This window comes from Pseudomonas sp. S3E12 (assembly GCF_001702295.1).
GTDB lineage: Bacteria > Pseudomonadota > Gammaproteobacteria > Pseudomonadales > Pseudomonadaceae > Aquipseudomonas > Aquipseudomonas marginalis.
In genome coordinates this window covers 35487-51162 of the sequence record NZ_MBDT01000014.1, presented here as the reverse complement: position 1 = coordinate 51162, position 15676 = coordinate 35487, and the positions used below count along the sequence as shown (strand labels likewise).

At 54.5% G+C, this 15676-nt stretch carries 9 protein-coding genes and 7 pseudogenes; 7 read left to right on the top strand and 9 right to left on the bottom strand.

Annotation, left to right across the window (positions count from 1 at the left end; translation table 11 throughout):
• The first annotated feature begins 31 nt into the window (after window positions 1-31).
• Window positions 32-940 carry an ABC transporter substrate-binding protein gene (locus BB029_RS12940; RefSeq protein WP_371914618.1) on the top strand — a complete coding sequence of 303 codons (909 nt, stop codon included), beginning with the start codon at window positions 32-34 and terminating at the stop codon, window positions 938-940.
• Window positions 937-1977: an iron ABC transporter permease gene (locus BB029_RS12935; protein ID WP_065939459.1), complete on the top strand. Its 1041-nt coding sequence runs from the start codon at window positions 937-939 to the stop codon at window positions 1975-1977. The genes BB029_RS12940 and BB029_RS12935 overlap by 4 nt, the downstream gene beginning before the upstream one ends.
• 500 nt (window positions 1978-2477) lie before the next feature.
• Here the strand turns inward: BB029_RS12935 and BB029_RS12930 are convergent.
• Window positions 2478-3365 (bottom strand): annotated as a pseudogene (locus BB029_RS12930) (LysR family transcriptional regulator).
• A gap of 139 nt (window positions 3366-3504) precedes the next feature.
• Between BB029_RS12930 and salA the strand changes: the two are divergent.
• Both salA and BB029_RS34210 read left to right on the top strand, forming a co-directional pair.
• Window positions 3505-4788, top strand: a complete 1284-nt coding sequence (salA, locus tag BB029_RS12925) for a salicylate 1-monooxygenase (protein ID WP_065939458.1) — start codon at window positions 3505-3507, stop codon at window positions 4786-4788.
• A 182-nt stretch (window positions 4789-4970) separates the two neighbouring features.
• Window positions 4971-5168: a hypothetical protein gene (locus BB029_RS34210; RefSeq protein WP_371914617.1), complete on the top strand. Its 198-nt coding sequence runs from the start codon at window positions 4971-4973 to the stop codon at window positions 5166-5168.
• 186 nt (window positions 5169-5354) lie between these two features.
• On the opposite strand, the gene BB029_RS32845 is transcribed toward BB029_RS34210, so the two are convergent.
• Together BB029_RS32845 and BB029_RS32070 are read right to left on the bottom strand one after the other, a co-directional pair.
• The gene (locus tag BB029_RS32845) at window positions 5355-5579 is read right to left on the bottom strand and encodes a hypothetical protein (protein WP_141696531.1); all 225 of its coding nucleotides are present in this window, start codon (window positions 5577-5579) and stop codon (window positions 5355-5357) included.
• Between the two features lie 1251 nt (window positions 5580-6830).
• A complete protein-coding gene (locus BB029_RS32070; RefSeq protein ID WP_083236383.1) occupies window positions 6831-7856 on the bottom strand; it encodes a LacI family DNA-binding transcriptional regulator in 1026 nt (341 codons plus the stop codon).
• A 678-nt stretch (window positions 7857-8534) separates the two neighbouring features.
• Here BB029_RS32070 and BB029_RS12900 point away from each other — a divergent pair.
• Window positions 8535-8939, top strand: a complete 405-nt coding sequence (locus BB029_RS12900; protein WP_065939453.1) for a hypothetical protein — start codon at window positions 8535-8537, stop codon at window positions 8937-8939.
• Between the two features lie 211 nt (window positions 8940-9150).
• On the opposite strand, the pseudogene BB029_RS32065 reads toward BB029_RS12900, so the two are convergent.
• Window positions 9151-10283 (bottom strand): annotated as a pseudogene (locus tag BB029_RS32065) (IS3 family transposase).
• A 62-nt stretch (window positions 10284-10345) separates the two neighbouring features.
• On the opposite strand from BB029_RS32065, the pseudogene BB029_RS32840 reads away from it, so the two are divergent.
• Window positions 10346-10423, top strand: a pseudogene (locus BB029_RS32840) (Lrp/AsnC ligand binding domain-containing protein); the annotation flags it as partial.
• A 2-nt stretch (window positions 10424-10425) separates the two neighbouring features.
• Here the strand turns inward: BB029_RS32840 and BB029_RS12880 are convergent.
• The 3 genes and pseudogenes from BB029_RS12880 to BB029_RS12870 form a co-directional block, all read right to left on the bottom strand.
• Window positions 10426-10830: pseudogene (locus BB029_RS12880) on the bottom strand (TrbI/VirB10 family protein); the annotation flags it as partial.
• Window positions 10831-11214: 384 nt separating this feature from the next.
• Window positions 11215-11472, bottom strand: a complete 258-nt coding sequence (locus tag BB029_RS12875; protein ID WP_332847455.1) for a DUF2958 domain-containing protein — start codon at window positions 11470-11472, stop codon at window positions 11215-11217.
• A gap of 405 nt (window positions 11473-11877) precedes the next feature.
• Window positions 11878-12805: pseudogene (locus tag BB029_RS12870) on the bottom strand (IS5 family transposase).
• Window positions 12806-13034: 229 nt separating this feature from the next.
• Here BB029_RS12870 and BB029_RS12865 point away from each other — a divergent pair.
• Entirely contained in the window at window positions 13035-14828 is a 1794-nt protein-coding gene (locus BB029_RS12865; protein ID WP_065939448.1) for a rhamnogalacturonan lyase B N-terminal domain-containing protein, read from the top strand.
• Between the two features lie 50 nt (window positions 14829-14878).
• On the opposite strand, the pseudogene BB029_RS32060 reads toward BB029_RS12865, so the two are convergent.
• Window positions 14879-15456: pseudogene (locus BB029_RS32060) on the bottom strand (chromosome partitioning protein ParB); the annotation flags it as partial.
• Window positions 15441-15644 (bottom strand): annotated as a pseudogene (locus BB029_RS32835) (IS5/IS1182 family transposase); the annotation flags it as partial. The pseudogenes BB029_RS32835 and BB029_RS32060, both read right to left, overlap by 16 nt.
• Window positions 15645-15676 lie beyond the last annotated feature (32 nt).

Sequence of the window (15676 nt, the reverse complement as noted above, 5' to 3'; positions counted from 1 at the left end):
GTCAGTTCTTCTGGCGATAATCGGCTGCCAAATGGCGTACGCAGACGCTACGGTATATCCCGTCGCGATAAAAAGCTGCAACCGTGTTGTTACGTTCCAAGCTCCACCTCAGCGTGCGGTTAGCAACGATGTCAATCTGACTGAGATGATGGTTGCCTTGGGTTTGCAGAGCCAGATGGTTGGCTACAGTGGTGTCAGCGGTTGGAATAAACCAACGCCGGAACTGCTGAACCTGTTGGGTAAACTCCCCGAAATCGCTACGAAGTACCCGTCGCTTGAAACCCTGCTCGGTGCGAATGCTGACTTCTACTTTGCTGGCTGGAACTATGGCATGCGCTTGGGCGGTGATGTCACTCCGGAGAGTCTTGCGCCGCTGGGCATTCAGACCTATGAACTGACAGAGTCCTGCGCGCAAATCATGCCCAGGGCGCAAGCGACGTTGAACGATCTATACAACGACCTTTACAACCTGGGGAAAATCTTTGACGTGCAGGGCCAGGCAGACGCTTTGGTTCAGGATATGCAGAACCGGGTCGCAGCGTCTGAGGAGAAAATAGCCGACGCGCCTGCGGTGAAAGTGTTCCTTTATGACAGCGGTGAAGATCGTCCGATGACAGCGGGTCGTCTGGCAATGCCCCAAGCACTGATCAGCGCAGCAGGTGGACGCAATGTAATGGGGGATGTTGAGGCCAGTTGGACCCATGTTAACTGGGAGTCGGTGGTCGCCGCCAATCCGCAGGTTATCGTTATTGTCGACTATGGTGAGGTGAGCGCGGCGCAGAAACAGAAATTTATCGAGAACAATCCCGCCTTGCAGTCCATCGACGCGGTGCGCAATAGGCGCTTCGTGGTATTACCCTATGTAGCGGTGACACCCGGCATTCAGAATGTCAAAGCGATTGAAATCATGGCGACTGCTTTTCACGGCCCCCGGCGATGACTGCTGCGCAATGGTTCACTGAACGCCCTGGGCGCTATGGTGCTCTGCTGATTGGTATGTTGGTGTTGTTGCTTCTGTCCTGCCTTATAAGCGTAACTTTCGGCTCCGCTTCGGTACCGTTGTCCAACGTTGCCGAAATACTTGTTTTCAAGTTATTCGGGTGGGTAAAAGTGCCGCACTCCTGGGCAACCAGCCAGGAAGTCATCGTCTGGCTTATTCGCTTACCCAGGGTTTTACTGGGGGCGCTGGTTGGAGCCGGATTGGCCTTGATAGGCAGTGCTCTACAAGCGGTAACGCGAAATCCGTTGGCTGATCCGCATTTGTTAGGTGCGACATCGGGTGCAACGCTTGGCGCCGTGATTGTCGTACTGCATTTAGGAGAGGCGCTGGGCATGCTGACTCTACCTTTGGCAGCGTTCGCCGGATCTCTGACTAGCCTGTGCATGGTATTGTGGATTGCCAGTCGCCAAGGTCGCCTAGACGGCGAGCGACTGTTGCTAGGCGGTGTCGCCGTGTCCTTCGTGATGATGGCACTCGCAAATCTGATGTTGTTTTTAGGCGATCAGCGAGCCAGCACCTCGGTCTTGTTTTGGATGCTGGGAGGCCTTGGCCTGGCACGATGGGAAATGCTGCCAGTGCCCTTGGTGACGGTGTTGCTCGGTTGGATAGCCCTACAGGGGCTTGGGCGCTCTTTGAATGCGCTGATGGCGGGCGACCAGACGGCCATCAGCCTAGGCTTACAAGTGGCCAATGTAAGGCTATTAGTGTTTTTAATTGCCTCTTTGATGACGGGGGTCTTGGTAGCGATCAGTGGTTCAATCGGCTTTGTGGGGCTAATGGTGCCGCATATTGCGCGCCGACTAGTCGGGGCTGAACACCGCCGTCTATTACCCCTAGCCGCCTTGGTCGGTGCCTTGCTGATGGTGTGGGTCGACGTCATCGCACGAACCTTGATCGCTCCGCAGGACCTGCCCATCGGCATTCCTACAGCGCTGCTTGGTGGTTTTTTCTTTGTCGTGCTCATGCGCCGTAAGTAAGCAGCGACCAGCGCCATAGCAAGTTGCCCGTCCATTCATTGCTGGCCCAACGCGAACTTGTGCCCGAACGCTCGGCTACGGCCAAGGTCTGGATTACAGCTTTAACGCTGCGTAGCGCTGACGCGCTGTAATCGCCCGACCAAGTCATCTATCCAGCCCCTACAGTCAAGACATAGGCTGAGATATAGTCGCTGTGCTAAACATCTCGTCATTTCCCAGATGGGGAACCCACATCTTGCCAGCCATCTATCAATTCCATATTTTGCGCAACGAGCCGGCAGGGCTTTCCAGTTGCCTTGCGACAATAGAATGCAAACGGAAGCCTGAGGTACTTCAATTTGCCGGTTAACCGTGTGATTGAGTTCGGCACCCGGATCGAGATGTAGATCGCTATGAAACCCCATGCGTCGATATCGAGGCACAGCCAGCTCAAAGGTGCGCTATGTGCTGGGCGACTTGGTCAAGCTATCTGCACATAAGCAATAACCGACCAGCGCGCCTTAATCGCTGAACAAATCGAACATCAGTTGTCGGAACCATTTGTTGGCCGGGTCGCGGTTGTATTTGACATGCCAGAATAAGTTGATGGCGATCTCGGGCAACGGTAGTGGTACCGGAAGGTATTTCAGGCCAAAGGGCTCCGAGCAACTGCGGGCAAAGCGCTCCGGAACGGTGGCGATCAAGTTAGTGTTCTGCAGGATATGCCCGACAGCAGCACCAAGCGAATCTCAAGCCGCAGGCCTGCACGCTGCATATGCGTATCTATTTCTCCATGACCTGTGCTGTCGGCGACGATCAGCACAGGTCCGTATTTGGCAGAAAACCTCGCGGGTTATCGGTTGCTCCGTGAGCGGGTGGTTTTTCCTGCATAAACATGCGTAACGGTGGTGGAACAGCTGGCGCTGATAAAATCCGGCTTGCAGGTGAGGCAGCAACTCGACCGCCAGATACACCTCGCAACTGGCCATGTTCTCGGAGAGCTCGGTATTGCTACGTAGCGTCTTCACCGATATGCCAGGCGCTTGCTTGGGTAGTGCGTCGATCAAGCGCGGCACGAAATAAATTTCACCTATGTCTGTCATCGCTAGGACAAATCGTTTTTGGCTCGTCGCGGGATCGAACTCATCATGACGGTTGATTGCTCCGTGGAGCAGACCGATTGCCTGGGAGACCGGCTCGGCAAGTTGGGCGACAAATGGAGTGGGCTGCATGCCCTTGGAGGTCCGTACGAACAATTCGTCGTTGAACGTGTTCCGCAAACGCTTTAGCGCGTTGCTCAGCGTCGGTTGCGTAAAGCCAAGACTGTCGGCCGCCACCGAGACGCTTCGGTCTACCAGCAATTGGTGGAAGGTCACCAATAGGTTCAGATCAAGTTCGCGCAGAGTCATCTTGGCTCTTAGGTGTGAGAGGCTGACGAAAACCTGAGTCTATTCAGCTTGGTGATAGCTTGTATGTCTGGCAGGGAATTTATCAATTTTTTGTGAATAGTCAGGATAGGGCTACCACAAAAAAACTTAGGTTTTTCCCATGACTGGCCTTAATTCTGTCTTGCAAGTGGGCATCGTCGGCGGCGGTATCGCTGGAGTGGCCTTGGCTCTCGAACTCTGCCGTCATCCGCACCTGGAGGTGAAGTTATTTGAAGCCGCACCAGCCTTCGGTGAGGTGGGTGCCGTTGTGTCATTCGGTGCAAACGCCGTGCGTGCCATAGAAGGCTTGGGGATCGGCGGTAGCTACAGGCGCATCGCTGATCGTAACCCGCAGCCCTGGGAGGACATTTGGTTTGAATGGCGTCGGGGTATTGATGCCGGTTATCTCGGCGTTAGCATCGCTTATGGCGTGGGACAGTCGTCTGTGCACCGGGCCGATTTCCTCGATGCATTGGCTCAGCACATACCGAAAGAGATTGCTTGTTTTAACAAGCGCGCCGAGAGCGTTAAGCAGGTGCAGGACAGAGTCACCGTTCAGTTCACCGACGGTACCAACCATGAATGTGATCTACTGATTGCGGCAGACGGTATCAAATCGTCGTTGCGTGACTATGTCCTCAAAGGGCTTGGGGAGCCTATGGTTGCACCTCGATTCAGTGGCACCTGCGCCTATCGCGGCATGATCGACAGTGAGCAACTGCGCGCCGCGTATCGTGCAGCCTGCGTCGATCAGCACCTGATCGATATCCCACAAATGTATCTGGGGCTAGACGCCCATATCCTCACGTTCCCTGTCAAAAAAGGCCGGTTGATTAACGTGGTGGCCTTCGTCTCCGATCGTTCAGTCCCCAATCCTGTCTGGCCGCAAGACACGCCCTGGGTCAAAACCACCAGCCAGGCGCAAATGCTGGACGCCTTCGCACATTGGGGAGATGCGGTACGTGTATTGCTTAAGTGCATTCCTGCGCCAACTCTGTGGGCGCTTCATGAGCTGGACCAGCTAGCAGGCTATACACACGGGCGTGTCGGGCTGATCGGTGATGCTGCTCATGCCATGCTGCCTCATCAGGGCGCTGGGGCTGGTCAAGGGCTTGAAGATGCGTGGCTACTCGCGCGAGTATTGGGAGACAAGCGGGTGTTGCAAAGCAACCCCCAGGAGGTTCTGCAGGTTTATGACGCGATCCGTCGTCCTCGCGCTTGCCGTGTACAGCGCACGTCTCGGGAGGCTTGTGAACTCTATGAGTTTCGAGATCCGCATGTTGAAGACAGCGAGCCTCATCTGTCGACCAGCCTGGCCAGACGCTTTGATTGGTTATGGGATCACGATATGCAGGCAGATCTTGCGCAGGCCCACATACTGCTCGGCTGGGCTGAAGTAACATGACTGTATTTGACACAAGTACCTTAGCCTGGCGATCTGAACTCACTATAAAGCGACGGGTGTAATTGCCATTACTGTCCGCATACGCTTCAGGCAACCGTCGCAACAAATACATCGTGCTGCGTATCCTGCAACATCGAAGACAGGAGATAACTGACGATGAATTCTGAGCCGGGGTCGAATATATCAACCGGTTTGGTGAGAGTAACGAAGCAGGGCTGCTTGCAGAGGAACAGGGCTTGGAGCATTTTTTCGACCTGCTCAATGATGCGAAGGATGCCGAGGCTGACTGTCGACTTCAACGACGTGTCGACGAACGGCCAGCTGGGTTGGCAGCACGAGGGTTGACACCAAAAAGGCGTCCGCATGCATGGCATAGATGACCACCGATGTCAGGTCTTTTCGAATACTTATCAATGCTGTTCCTTGGGGGCAACCCATTTAGGCATGGCAGTGGTGTTGCTAATAAAAACCATCAGTGTCGTAAAAGTAAAACGAGCTCGTTTAGCGGATTCTTAAGACCTCGACCAGCCGGAATAAAAATTCTTAAAGTGGCGGAACTTTAATTTTTATAGTCGTATTTTAATAATCTGAAACTTAACTTTGGATTGGCGATTGCTCGCGGAAGCTTGTTCCAAACTCTCTATTACAGCGTAAAGATTTCGCTGTGCAAAAAACAATACGCGCAAATCCTTATTAACTGCCTCAATAAGGGCTATATCATTGCCTGTGTGTTTGGCAAGTATATCGATAAGATTTTCATACTGGAGTTCTAAATCAGGCAGCGCTTTCATTTTTCACCTTAATCTAACAAGAATATACGTCATGACGAACCCAAGGCGCTTGCTACTTTGTGTTAGGGATATATGCTCGGCTGCTAGTTAGGTCGCTGGTGAAACGAGATTTGGTACTGCCCAAAATTTAGCTTCTAATAAGATAATTCGCTAAGTGTAGTTGTTATTTCGCATGCTGATACAGGGATTGGATTATCTCCGTCGTTCGCTCCGTTTGCTGACTTGAGCGCTCGGTAAGATCAGCTACTTCCTAAGTGAAGTTGGGCTCCGAGCACCTTCGGTCCATGTACTCGGGTTACTCTGGCGACAAGTTACGTTTGGCAGTCTCCAAAAAATAGCGAGCACGGCCAGCGATCCAACTCTAAGGAGCCTTATCGTCTGCCTCCATCCGGGCCAACCAAAATGCTCCTGCTGACATTAAGCCCAAGACAAAGGCGAGTAAGGTGAGTGACGCTAACGAAAGCCACTGTTTAAGGGGCTGGGCGGTTACTGTGTGTAGCTTTTTGGGGGACAATTTACTCGTCGAAAAAATAGGGCCAATCATAAGTTCCTGGCACACGAATATTATTAGGGATGCAGCACTTATCGCGAGAACGTAAGATATAAGCCTGGTAACCAAAAGTCCGAAATTAAAGCTCGCCATAAAACCGCCTTCACTTTTAAGTTGCAAAACTACAGACTTTATATGCCGACTCGGTCGGGGTTGTTTTCAACGTAGCTTTGAAAACAATCGCAATCTGACGACATATTTGAGTGATCCTATTCAAATATTGCAGTAAAAAATTTTCATAGAAAAAAGTATAAACACCGAGGACCAAGCAACTCTTATTTGAGTGTGAATAAAGTAATCATAAGACTTAGGCACTGTAAAAGTGGTAGGATTGCCCACACCAAAGACTCTCGAAAGAAATCATGACGCCCCTACTTATTAGCAATCCGGATAGATGTCTGGCTTCGGAGATCTATATATCCTGCTCAAAGAAGTAGTGGTTTGGCACGCTGATTAAGCATATTTACCAATGACTACGTCTTCACTGCATTTAGAGTCAGGAAATTGGTGCAAGATCATATCTAGATAATATTGCCTAGCTGTTCGGGCTTTACCGCCTATTTCCGTTTTTATATATGTAAACTGTTTCACCTGCCACTCCACGGAAAGCATCAAAAATTGTTTAAGCTCTAATTGGTGTATGGGGAGTCTATGATAGCTATCAATAGTCATGCCACAGAAAAAATGACCGATTCGAGTCATTAATTTCGCTCTATCATTTCAGCTAAAATAATGTGAAGCTTAGGGGCAACAACTGGTTTTTTCTCTAAATCACCTAAAGCGAACAGTAAATGCTGAATGGCAGCGTGAGCTTGCACTTCAGGGTCTTGGTCAATAACAACCGATAAAATCCCGCGGTCAAGCATTTGAATATTCTCTATACTCTGCTCATGGGCAACCCACACGGGCCGGATATTAAGCTTATCTAAAGCACTGCTTATACCCAAGGTCCCGGCGCCAGTATTATAAATTCCGACCACCTCCTGATTTTTTTTGTGGTTTGCTAAAACCGCCTTGAAAGTGAGTAAGTCATTATCGAAACATTCCACGGCTCGGGCGACGTGCAAACCAACGGATTCTTCCTGAACAATAGACAGAAACCCTTTCAATCTTTGCTGGTGTGCTTGAAACTCAAGTGAGTTAGTGATTGGTAAAATTTTCCCATTTGTTGATCCCAGCCATTTAATCATTAGTTTTCCAGCGCAACGTCCTGCCCGGAAATTATCAACACCAACGTAGGTGGCAGCGTTGAGTTTGGAAATACCGCTAGTCAGTAAAATAACTGGAACACCTTTCGCAATTTGTTCAATGAGTGCGGTGCGAACAATATCCGTATCGTGAGCAACAACTATTAGACCTTGGCGGGGTGCTTCTGGGTTCTGGATAAAATCCAGAAGCTGCTCTGGCTTTGTTTCGCGCCAAATTAACCGTTGAAGCACCAGACGTGACCGAAGCAGTTCAGCCTGTTGTAAAAACGCCTCCGTTAAACAACGAAAGTGGTGCGTAGGACTGTCCACGATTACCAAATCGATTCTGAGCAAACCATGGACGACAGATGGAAGAGTTCGCTTTATGCCTAAGGACTTAGCAGCCAAAATTACCGCGCGACATCTCGCATCAGAGACACCGCCTCGCTCATTTAATACGCGGCTTACCGTACTGAGACTTACGCCGGCAAGTTTAGCTACTTCGTAAAGTGTTTTCCTGTTATAAGAAGTATCATTCATGACGAAATCACCGCTACGGTAATTGGAGTAAATTAAAAATGTTTATTTCCCTTGAGTCGAAGTTAAAAAATCACTATTCTGCGCTGAACCGGCAAAAAATCTGCTCATGTTAGTACACCTCACAAAGCATTGTTTAAAATCGCAACTAGCCCTGTGCATTATCGATGGTCAGCGGCATGCGGCACCGATACTGCACTGGCTTCTGTCAGGCTGATGTTGCAACCAGAATCAATGAGTCGCCATACTACGAGGTCGTTGTCTCATGGTTATGCTCCACGAGTGGGTTCGCGCCCACTGTCTCTTTGCAAAATTAACAATCGATTAACGAGGTTCTAACTGACAAAATTTTCATTTTTTTAAACTTCTGCGTGTGCACCCATCGCACAGAAAGTTTTGTGATGGTTAAGGCCTCAAGTACATGTTCTAGGTGATTCCGTACACACACGTCTCCATGCGCAATCCGTGATTCACATCTGTCCGGTTGACGCCGTTCGCCGTAACGTCGCTGCTCTGCTGCGGCGGTTAGGGGCCGAGCTAACCAAACTTTTCAATCAGGTTAAAGAATATTTAGCTAAACGCTGAAAATCGTTTCATGTGTATTCATTTGCTCTACGAGAGCTACACCTTAAGAATGTGCCTGTCGAATCTTTATCTATTTATTGATTCTGGAGGTGTGCCATGAAACCACTATTCATGATCCCAGTCCTGGGTGCAGCCTTGCTGTTGTCAGCGTGTGCGGGCGCGATTCCGAAAGCTGACCCGAGCAAAGCGTGGATTAGCTTGCAAGAGGAAACGCCGAATAATTTGCTGGCTGAGCGTGTGGACGGCAAACCCGTGAACGACGGGCGCTACTTTGAAGTGCTCCCAGGTGGTCATCGCCTAGATGTGACTTTCTTCAAGGAAGAGCCAGGAGACGACAACCAGCAGGACTGCCAGGGCCAAATCGAGTACAAAAATTTCAATGCGGGTGAACATTACACCTTGGTAGAGTCCAGCTTGGGCACTACTTTGCGTGCATCTCTAATGGATGGTCGCGGCAAGGAGTTAGCGTCGACTGACGATTTCGACTGCATGCCTGGCTAAGTGCGGTATGCAACTGAGCTCGCCATAGTTGAGACGGGGGGGCTGTGAGTGGCACTAAGCCCCCCAAATATAGCAACGTGTACCTTCAGCTAACTGCAGACCTTTATCCATCTATCAAGGTCGTCGTTGATGAGTGGCTCTCGAACATTTATCAGGTTCAGAACCTTCAGTGGTCGGGTAAGACAGGTCATCCTGAATCGCCCCGGATTCTCTAGACACCTTGCAAGCTCAATGCGTAACGCTTTTCAATCTCTACCGGTGACAGCTGATTGTTGAAACCATGGCGGCGTTTTGCGTTGTAGAACATCTCGATGTAATCGAACCCATCACTACGAGCATCTTCGCGCGTGGAATAGATTTTCCGCTTGATCCGTTCCCGTTTCAGAAGCTGGAAACAGCTCTCGGCCACGGCGTTGTCATACAGTTGCCTCGGCGACTCATGCTGGCAACCAAATTGTTCGCCTTAAAATAAGCTGCGCCAGTCGGAGCTGCTGTAGTGAGCTGCCCTGGTCGGAATGAACCATCACCTCTTGCTTCGGTTTACGCCTCCAAACCGCCATCAGCAACGCATCAATAGCCAAATCACTGGTCATCTGCGCCTTCATTGACCAGCCAACGACCATCCAGCACCACCGCCAAATACAACCAGCCTTCATACGTACGAATGTAGGTGATGTCGGTGACTCAAACTTTGTTGGGTTCTACGACATCGAACTGGCGCTTCGGCAAATTGGCTGAGGTGACCGCTGGCTTACCGCCGTATTTGCCAGGACGGCGTCGATACCCTGTCTCAGAGCGCAGACCTTCAAGACGCATCAGCCTCGCCACACGATGCCGACCACAATCCTCACCGACTTCGCGTAGATCGTCATGGACTTTGCGATAGCCATAAACGCCGCCGCTCTCCAGCCAGGAATGCTTGATCAAACCCAGCAGTCGCTGGTCGTCTTTGGCGCGTACAGATTGTGGCTTAGACAGCCAGGCGTAATAACCGCTGGGATGGACTTTCAGCTTCAGGCAAAGCCGTCGAATGGAATAGTCGCCGGTTCGCTGCTTGATAAAGGCGTACTTCAACCGCACTCCTTGGCAAAGTACGCGGCGGCCTTTTTTAAGATGTCTGGCTCTTCGGTGACCCGCTTGAGTTCGTCTCGCAGACGCCGCAGTTCCGCGTGCTGATCATCGTATTGCTGCCGTTCTGCCTGAGGTTTGCTGTAGCGCTTTATACAGGCATAGATTCTATGACACGCAAAGACGCGCCGCCACATTAGCGACAGGCAGCTTCTTTTTGGTCACTTGATTGACCGCTTGGATTTTGAATTCTTCGGGATAACGCGGGTTGCTCATGGCACCTACTGATTGGCCTCAGTTTAAGGCATGGCCGTGTCTACGAAACCCGGGGCGATTCATCGAGCATCCGCAACATCAACGAAGTGCTGGAGTGCCACTTGATCAGCGGCGGCTACGATTACCTGGTGCGCTTCCTGTAGGCGTTGTCGCGCTCGGCGATGACGATGCGGTTGCCGTGCTGGCGGCTCTCCGGGGCAGCCAGTTCTGTGCCCCCGCCCAGCAGCGTCTTCAGCACCGCGCCGGCGACGATGCGGTCAGTGGTAGTCCACACCGTCCTCCAGTCCGAACTAGCCGGCCGGATCGGTGCGTCGGCGAGGATGTGTCCGGCAGATGATGCAGTTCCATACCACTTGAACCCGGCACTGCCCATAGCTGATTTTCCCAGAAGGCGTGCCCCCTGCGGGATCAGCATGAATTTGCCTGTGGCCATGTCATATACAGTGGCGATCACATCGCCCGACAAGTCCGACTTGATGCCCGTCGTCAGTGCACCCGCGATCACCGTTCCGGCCATCACCTGATACGGCGAGGCAGGCATTACCAGAAATCGGCGCTTCGGTCAGCCATGATGCAACCTCCTGTTCAACACAAACGTCGCGGAGGGCGCCGGCTGCGAGATCTACGACATCAGAGCGTCATCAGAAAAAACATACACTTGAGCGGTAAAAAGGCATGTCAATACCGATTGACTCCGAATCCTTACGCGGACGATCCGAGTGCGACGGCCACGTAGCACTGAAATGGGGCTGCGGCATAGGACACCGTGCCGCAAGCCGCGCCACGCATCCTGTCTGTTTCGGCCAAGATCGCACCCGCTTGGTGCAAGAGTGCTTATCCATACCGCAACCGTCTTGACTCAGACTCAAAAAGACACAATGTGCCTTAACGGCCTGGGCGTGATGGACCGCAGCAAGACGCAGGTGGTGCGTTAGTCCGGGATCGAACCATCGCGCTGCGCCAGCCGGGCGTACTCCGACAACGGCCGCGAGGCGCGGAAATAAAGGTAACGCTGGATGGGCCGCTGCTGCGGACCGACGATGCCCGCCAGGTCGGACAACTTGACCGTCCCGAGTGCGGGCATACCGATGCCAAGGTCGATCAGCCCCCACGCGGTATCGCCATCGGCCGGGTCGAGCGCGGCCAGCAGCCGTGCGCGTTCGTCGGCGGTGGTGAGCGACTGGGTCACGGCGGGGAACCCCGCGTATCTACGAATGCGCGAACACGTTTTTTCGGCGAAGCACGGAACCACCAAGCCGGATATGCGATTTCGTGCGCAAGCATGGATGCACAAGTTCTTGAATCAGGCCATGCACAGAAACGCAGATCCGTAGAGTTGTGGTTGTCAGGAAAGGCACAAATGTGGCTCCCAGGTTCTGGCGAAATTCTCAGATGCAGACTTCCTCAAAGGCACAAATACGGAAAACAAGAACGCTAAGGATGGTCTGATTAATATGATGCTTGGCGCGCATTCGCCTACGAATGGTTCGTTCGCTGCCTCACATGCGCCGATTTGCCAGTAGCAGCAGGCGCTGGGCGTTCATTCTGAGCAGTTCGCTCCCGTGCAGCCCATTTGCCTGTGCAGCAGACGCACTCATGCCTGCGCAGGCATCAATTTTTCGCGCGCCATCCACAGGTTCGACAGCGCGAACATGGTGACCAGTTGCGCGGTGTTCTTCCTCAGCCCGCGGTAGCGCACCTTCACATGGCCGAACTGGCGCTTGATCAACCTGAACGGGTGTTCGATCTTGGCACGCACGCTCGCCTTGAGCTTCTCGACCTGGTCGACCAAGGCATCGATCTCGTTGCTTGTGTCCAGTGCCCTGCACTTACCCGGGCGCATGGCGGACTGGCTTGGCGTCAGACCGATTGGCTGCGCCCTGGTAACACATCGCTCTCATGCTCATGCAAGAGGCTGTTTGGCCTCGACCACATCGCTGATGTTGCCCGCCGTGCCTCGCACGGTGTGCACCAGGCCCGAGTCGGCATCCACACCGATGTGGCCTTCCCCGAAGAACCACTGGTTGCCCTTCTTGCTCTGGTGCATCTCAGGGGCGCCCTGCCCGTCCTTGTTCTTGGTCGAACTCGGTGCATCGATCAGCGTGGCATCGACCACCGTGGCCGGCCTTGAGCAGCAAGCCTTTGCTGCTCAGCAAGTCGTTGACCAGCGTGAGGATCTGATCGGCCAGCTTGTGGCGCTCCAGCAGGTGGCGGAATAGAAGGATAGTGCTCTCGCCGGGCAGCCGGTCCCAGTCCAGGCTGGCGAACTCGCGCAACAACGGCACGGCGTGCAAGGTCTCTTCCATCGCTGGGTCGCTGAGGATGAACCATTGCGGCATGAAGTGGATGCGCGGCATCGTCTCCACTGCAAATGGTGGGCCGCCCTTCATGCCTTAGGGCGCGCAAGGCGCCACCAATTCAACGAGCGCCGCCCAAGGCACCACGCGTCCCATCTGTGCGAGAAACTCCCGCTTGCGCGTGCGCTTGGTCGTCAGGTTCAGGCCCAGATCGGTTTGCTTCATGGCTTAGATCGCAAGCAGGTTGTGGGCCGGATTATGCAGAGTGTCCTTAGAGGCCAGCGCGTTGCTTCTGGTGATAGAGGATTAGTGCAGGTGCGTTCATTTGGGCTCACTCAAGATTCAACACTGCACTAGTATTTCCGAAATGTGCATCGGTCTGAAACACAACAGCGCTGGCTGCCGCCATGCGACCTGAGTTGCTTGTCGCGTAACTTATGAAGAGTTTGAAAACATGTCGAACGATTCGCCTACTACCTTGCTACGGTTCCCTGGCGCGCGGGCGCTTGCAGTAAGCGCATTTCTCCTGCTCGCGTCGTCCGTTGCGGCGCTGGCGATCCTCGCGTCATCAGCGATGGCCCACGGCCGGGACACCGGTACTTCTGCCTCGCAAGTCGCAGCGTCATCCTTCGGCCTCAGCAAAGACGCCATATCGATCACGGTGGACACCGGCGCGGGCCTCGTCTTCAAGGTCCGGTGCCCGGATGCAGGCGGATCCAGCAAGGGGGCCGGGGACATCGTGTCAATGCGCTGGCACGGCGTCGAGTACCAAGATCAGTCAAAGGGTAGCCAGGTCAATATCGGCTTTACGGATCTGTACGCGGGGCAAACGACTGCGAGCGTCACGGCTGCACGCATGGATGCCGACTACATCAAGGTGACGGTACAGGCTGGCGATCTCGTCCACTACTACCTTGCGAAGCGCGGCGTAGCGACGATCTTCATGGCGACCTACTTCACGCGCGAACCACAACTGGGCATGGTGCGCTACATCGCTCGGATCCGGCGCGCGGCGTTGCCCGATGGACCAGATCCTTCAAACTTGTCGGGGACCGATCGTCTCGTCGAGGGGCACGACGTCTTCGCGCGCCCCGACGGCCAGACGCGGTCCAAGCATTATTCGAACATGCGCCTGAAGGACTGGCACCTCTTCGGCGCGAGGGGGCCGGGCGTCGCAGTGTGGATGGTACGCGACGACAATGAGGGCGGATCGGGTGGGCCGTTCTACCGCAGCCTGCTCGATCAGGGGACGGATACGGACCAGGAACTTACCTACATCGTGAACTATGGCGAGGCGCAGACCGAACCATTCCGGACCGACATCCTCGACAGCTACGCTCTGGCGTTCACGACGGGCAGGATGCCCGATCCGCTCGATACGTCCTGGTTCGGCCGCATGGGCCTGATAGGGTACGTCGCTCCCGGCGCGCGGGGCGCGGTCGCCGGCGTCGGACTCGACGGCATGGATGCGGCCTTTCGCTACACCGTAGGCTTCGCCAACGGGAAGGCGCAGTATTGGACCGAGGCTCAGCCGCAGACCGGTGCCTTCGCACGTGAGGGCATGCTGCCCGGGACTTATCGCTTGACGGTCTACAAGAACGAACGCGAGGTGGCGGTGCGCAACGTCGAGGTGCGCGCGGGAACGACCATGTCTCTTCCCGCACTCCGGATCGACCACGATCCCGCGCGCGACGCAGCGGTCTGGCGTATCGGCGACTGGGACGGTACGCCGTCCGAGTTTCTCAACGGTGATCGAGTGACAACCATGCATTCCTCCGATGTCCGGATGGCATCGTGGTCGGCTCCACCGTTCGAGATCGGTCAGTCGAAGGCGGCGACCGGCTTTCCTGCCTATCAGTGGATCGATGTCAACTCTGCGTTGCCGATCCGCTTCACGCTGACCCGCACACAGATCTGCACCATGACGCTTCGCATCGGCATCACCACAGCCTTCGCCAATGCGAGACCGGCAGTCACCGTCAACGGATGGCAGGCGCCACCACAAGCGCCAACGCCACAGCCAAAGACGCGTACGCTGACGGTCGGCACCTACCGCGGAAACAACAGGATCTATGCCATCACCCTGCCAGCGTCCGCGCTCCGCGTCGGCCGCAATGAACTTACCCTCTCGGTCACCAGTGGCATACGTGGCAGCGGCTTTCTCAGTCCTGGCCTATCCTACGACGCGATCGACATGGTTCCCGCGGCGCCCCGCTGCAAGGTAATGTCCGCAGATCCGCGTCGTTGATAGACGAGCAACTAGTGCTGCAGTGTCCTATATCGCTGTTGCGTGTCGCCCTCCAGTTCGGCGTCGATATTGTTCAGGCAGTTTTGCAGCGATGCGATGCGGCGGGCTTCGCGGGCGCTCGGTTCGCGGCGTTGGCACGGTGCGTTCTAGAACGCGTGCCGTTCGGCATAGCTCAAGTGCGGCACGGCTTCCACCCACGCCCAGCCTTCGGCCAGTTCGTCCAGCTTGCCGCGCACCAGTGTTTCCAGCAGCGCGGCGTTGGTCAGATAGGTGCCGCTATCGTCGTCGGCGAACAGGTCGCGGCGGATGCCGCCATCCGCCGCCGGTAGGCATCCATTCCGATGAAATGCACCAGCGGGTGCGATGCGTCGATTTCGTGTTCCGTCAGACGTTCGCGCAGTGCTAATGCGCTGCGCTGCCAATCGGGCGCGGCGTAGAACGCGGCTTCCTGCACGGCGTGGTCGCCTGTGATGGTCAGGGCCATCAACTGTTCCAGCGTCACGCCACCAGTCCGATAGTCGGCCATCAGGCGCGGCGAGACGTTGGCCAACTTCAAGCGGCGTTGCACCACCAGCGGGGACACGCCGAAGTCAGCGGCAATGTCTTCGTTGGGGCGATCTGCAGCGACGGGCCGAAGAGATCGTCATGTTCTAAGACGCGACTCGCGCGTACCCGGCGTGCGAAGTACGGGGCCATTGCAGCTTCGATCTGCGTCCAGGCAAGCCGGCTCGCCAGCACCGCCAGCGGGTGGCGAAGGTCGATCATCTCGGCCAGGCGGGGGCGGAAGAAATCAGCCGTGTCGGTGGTATCGGCCATGCGCAAACCCCTCAGGAATCAGCTGCCTGCAC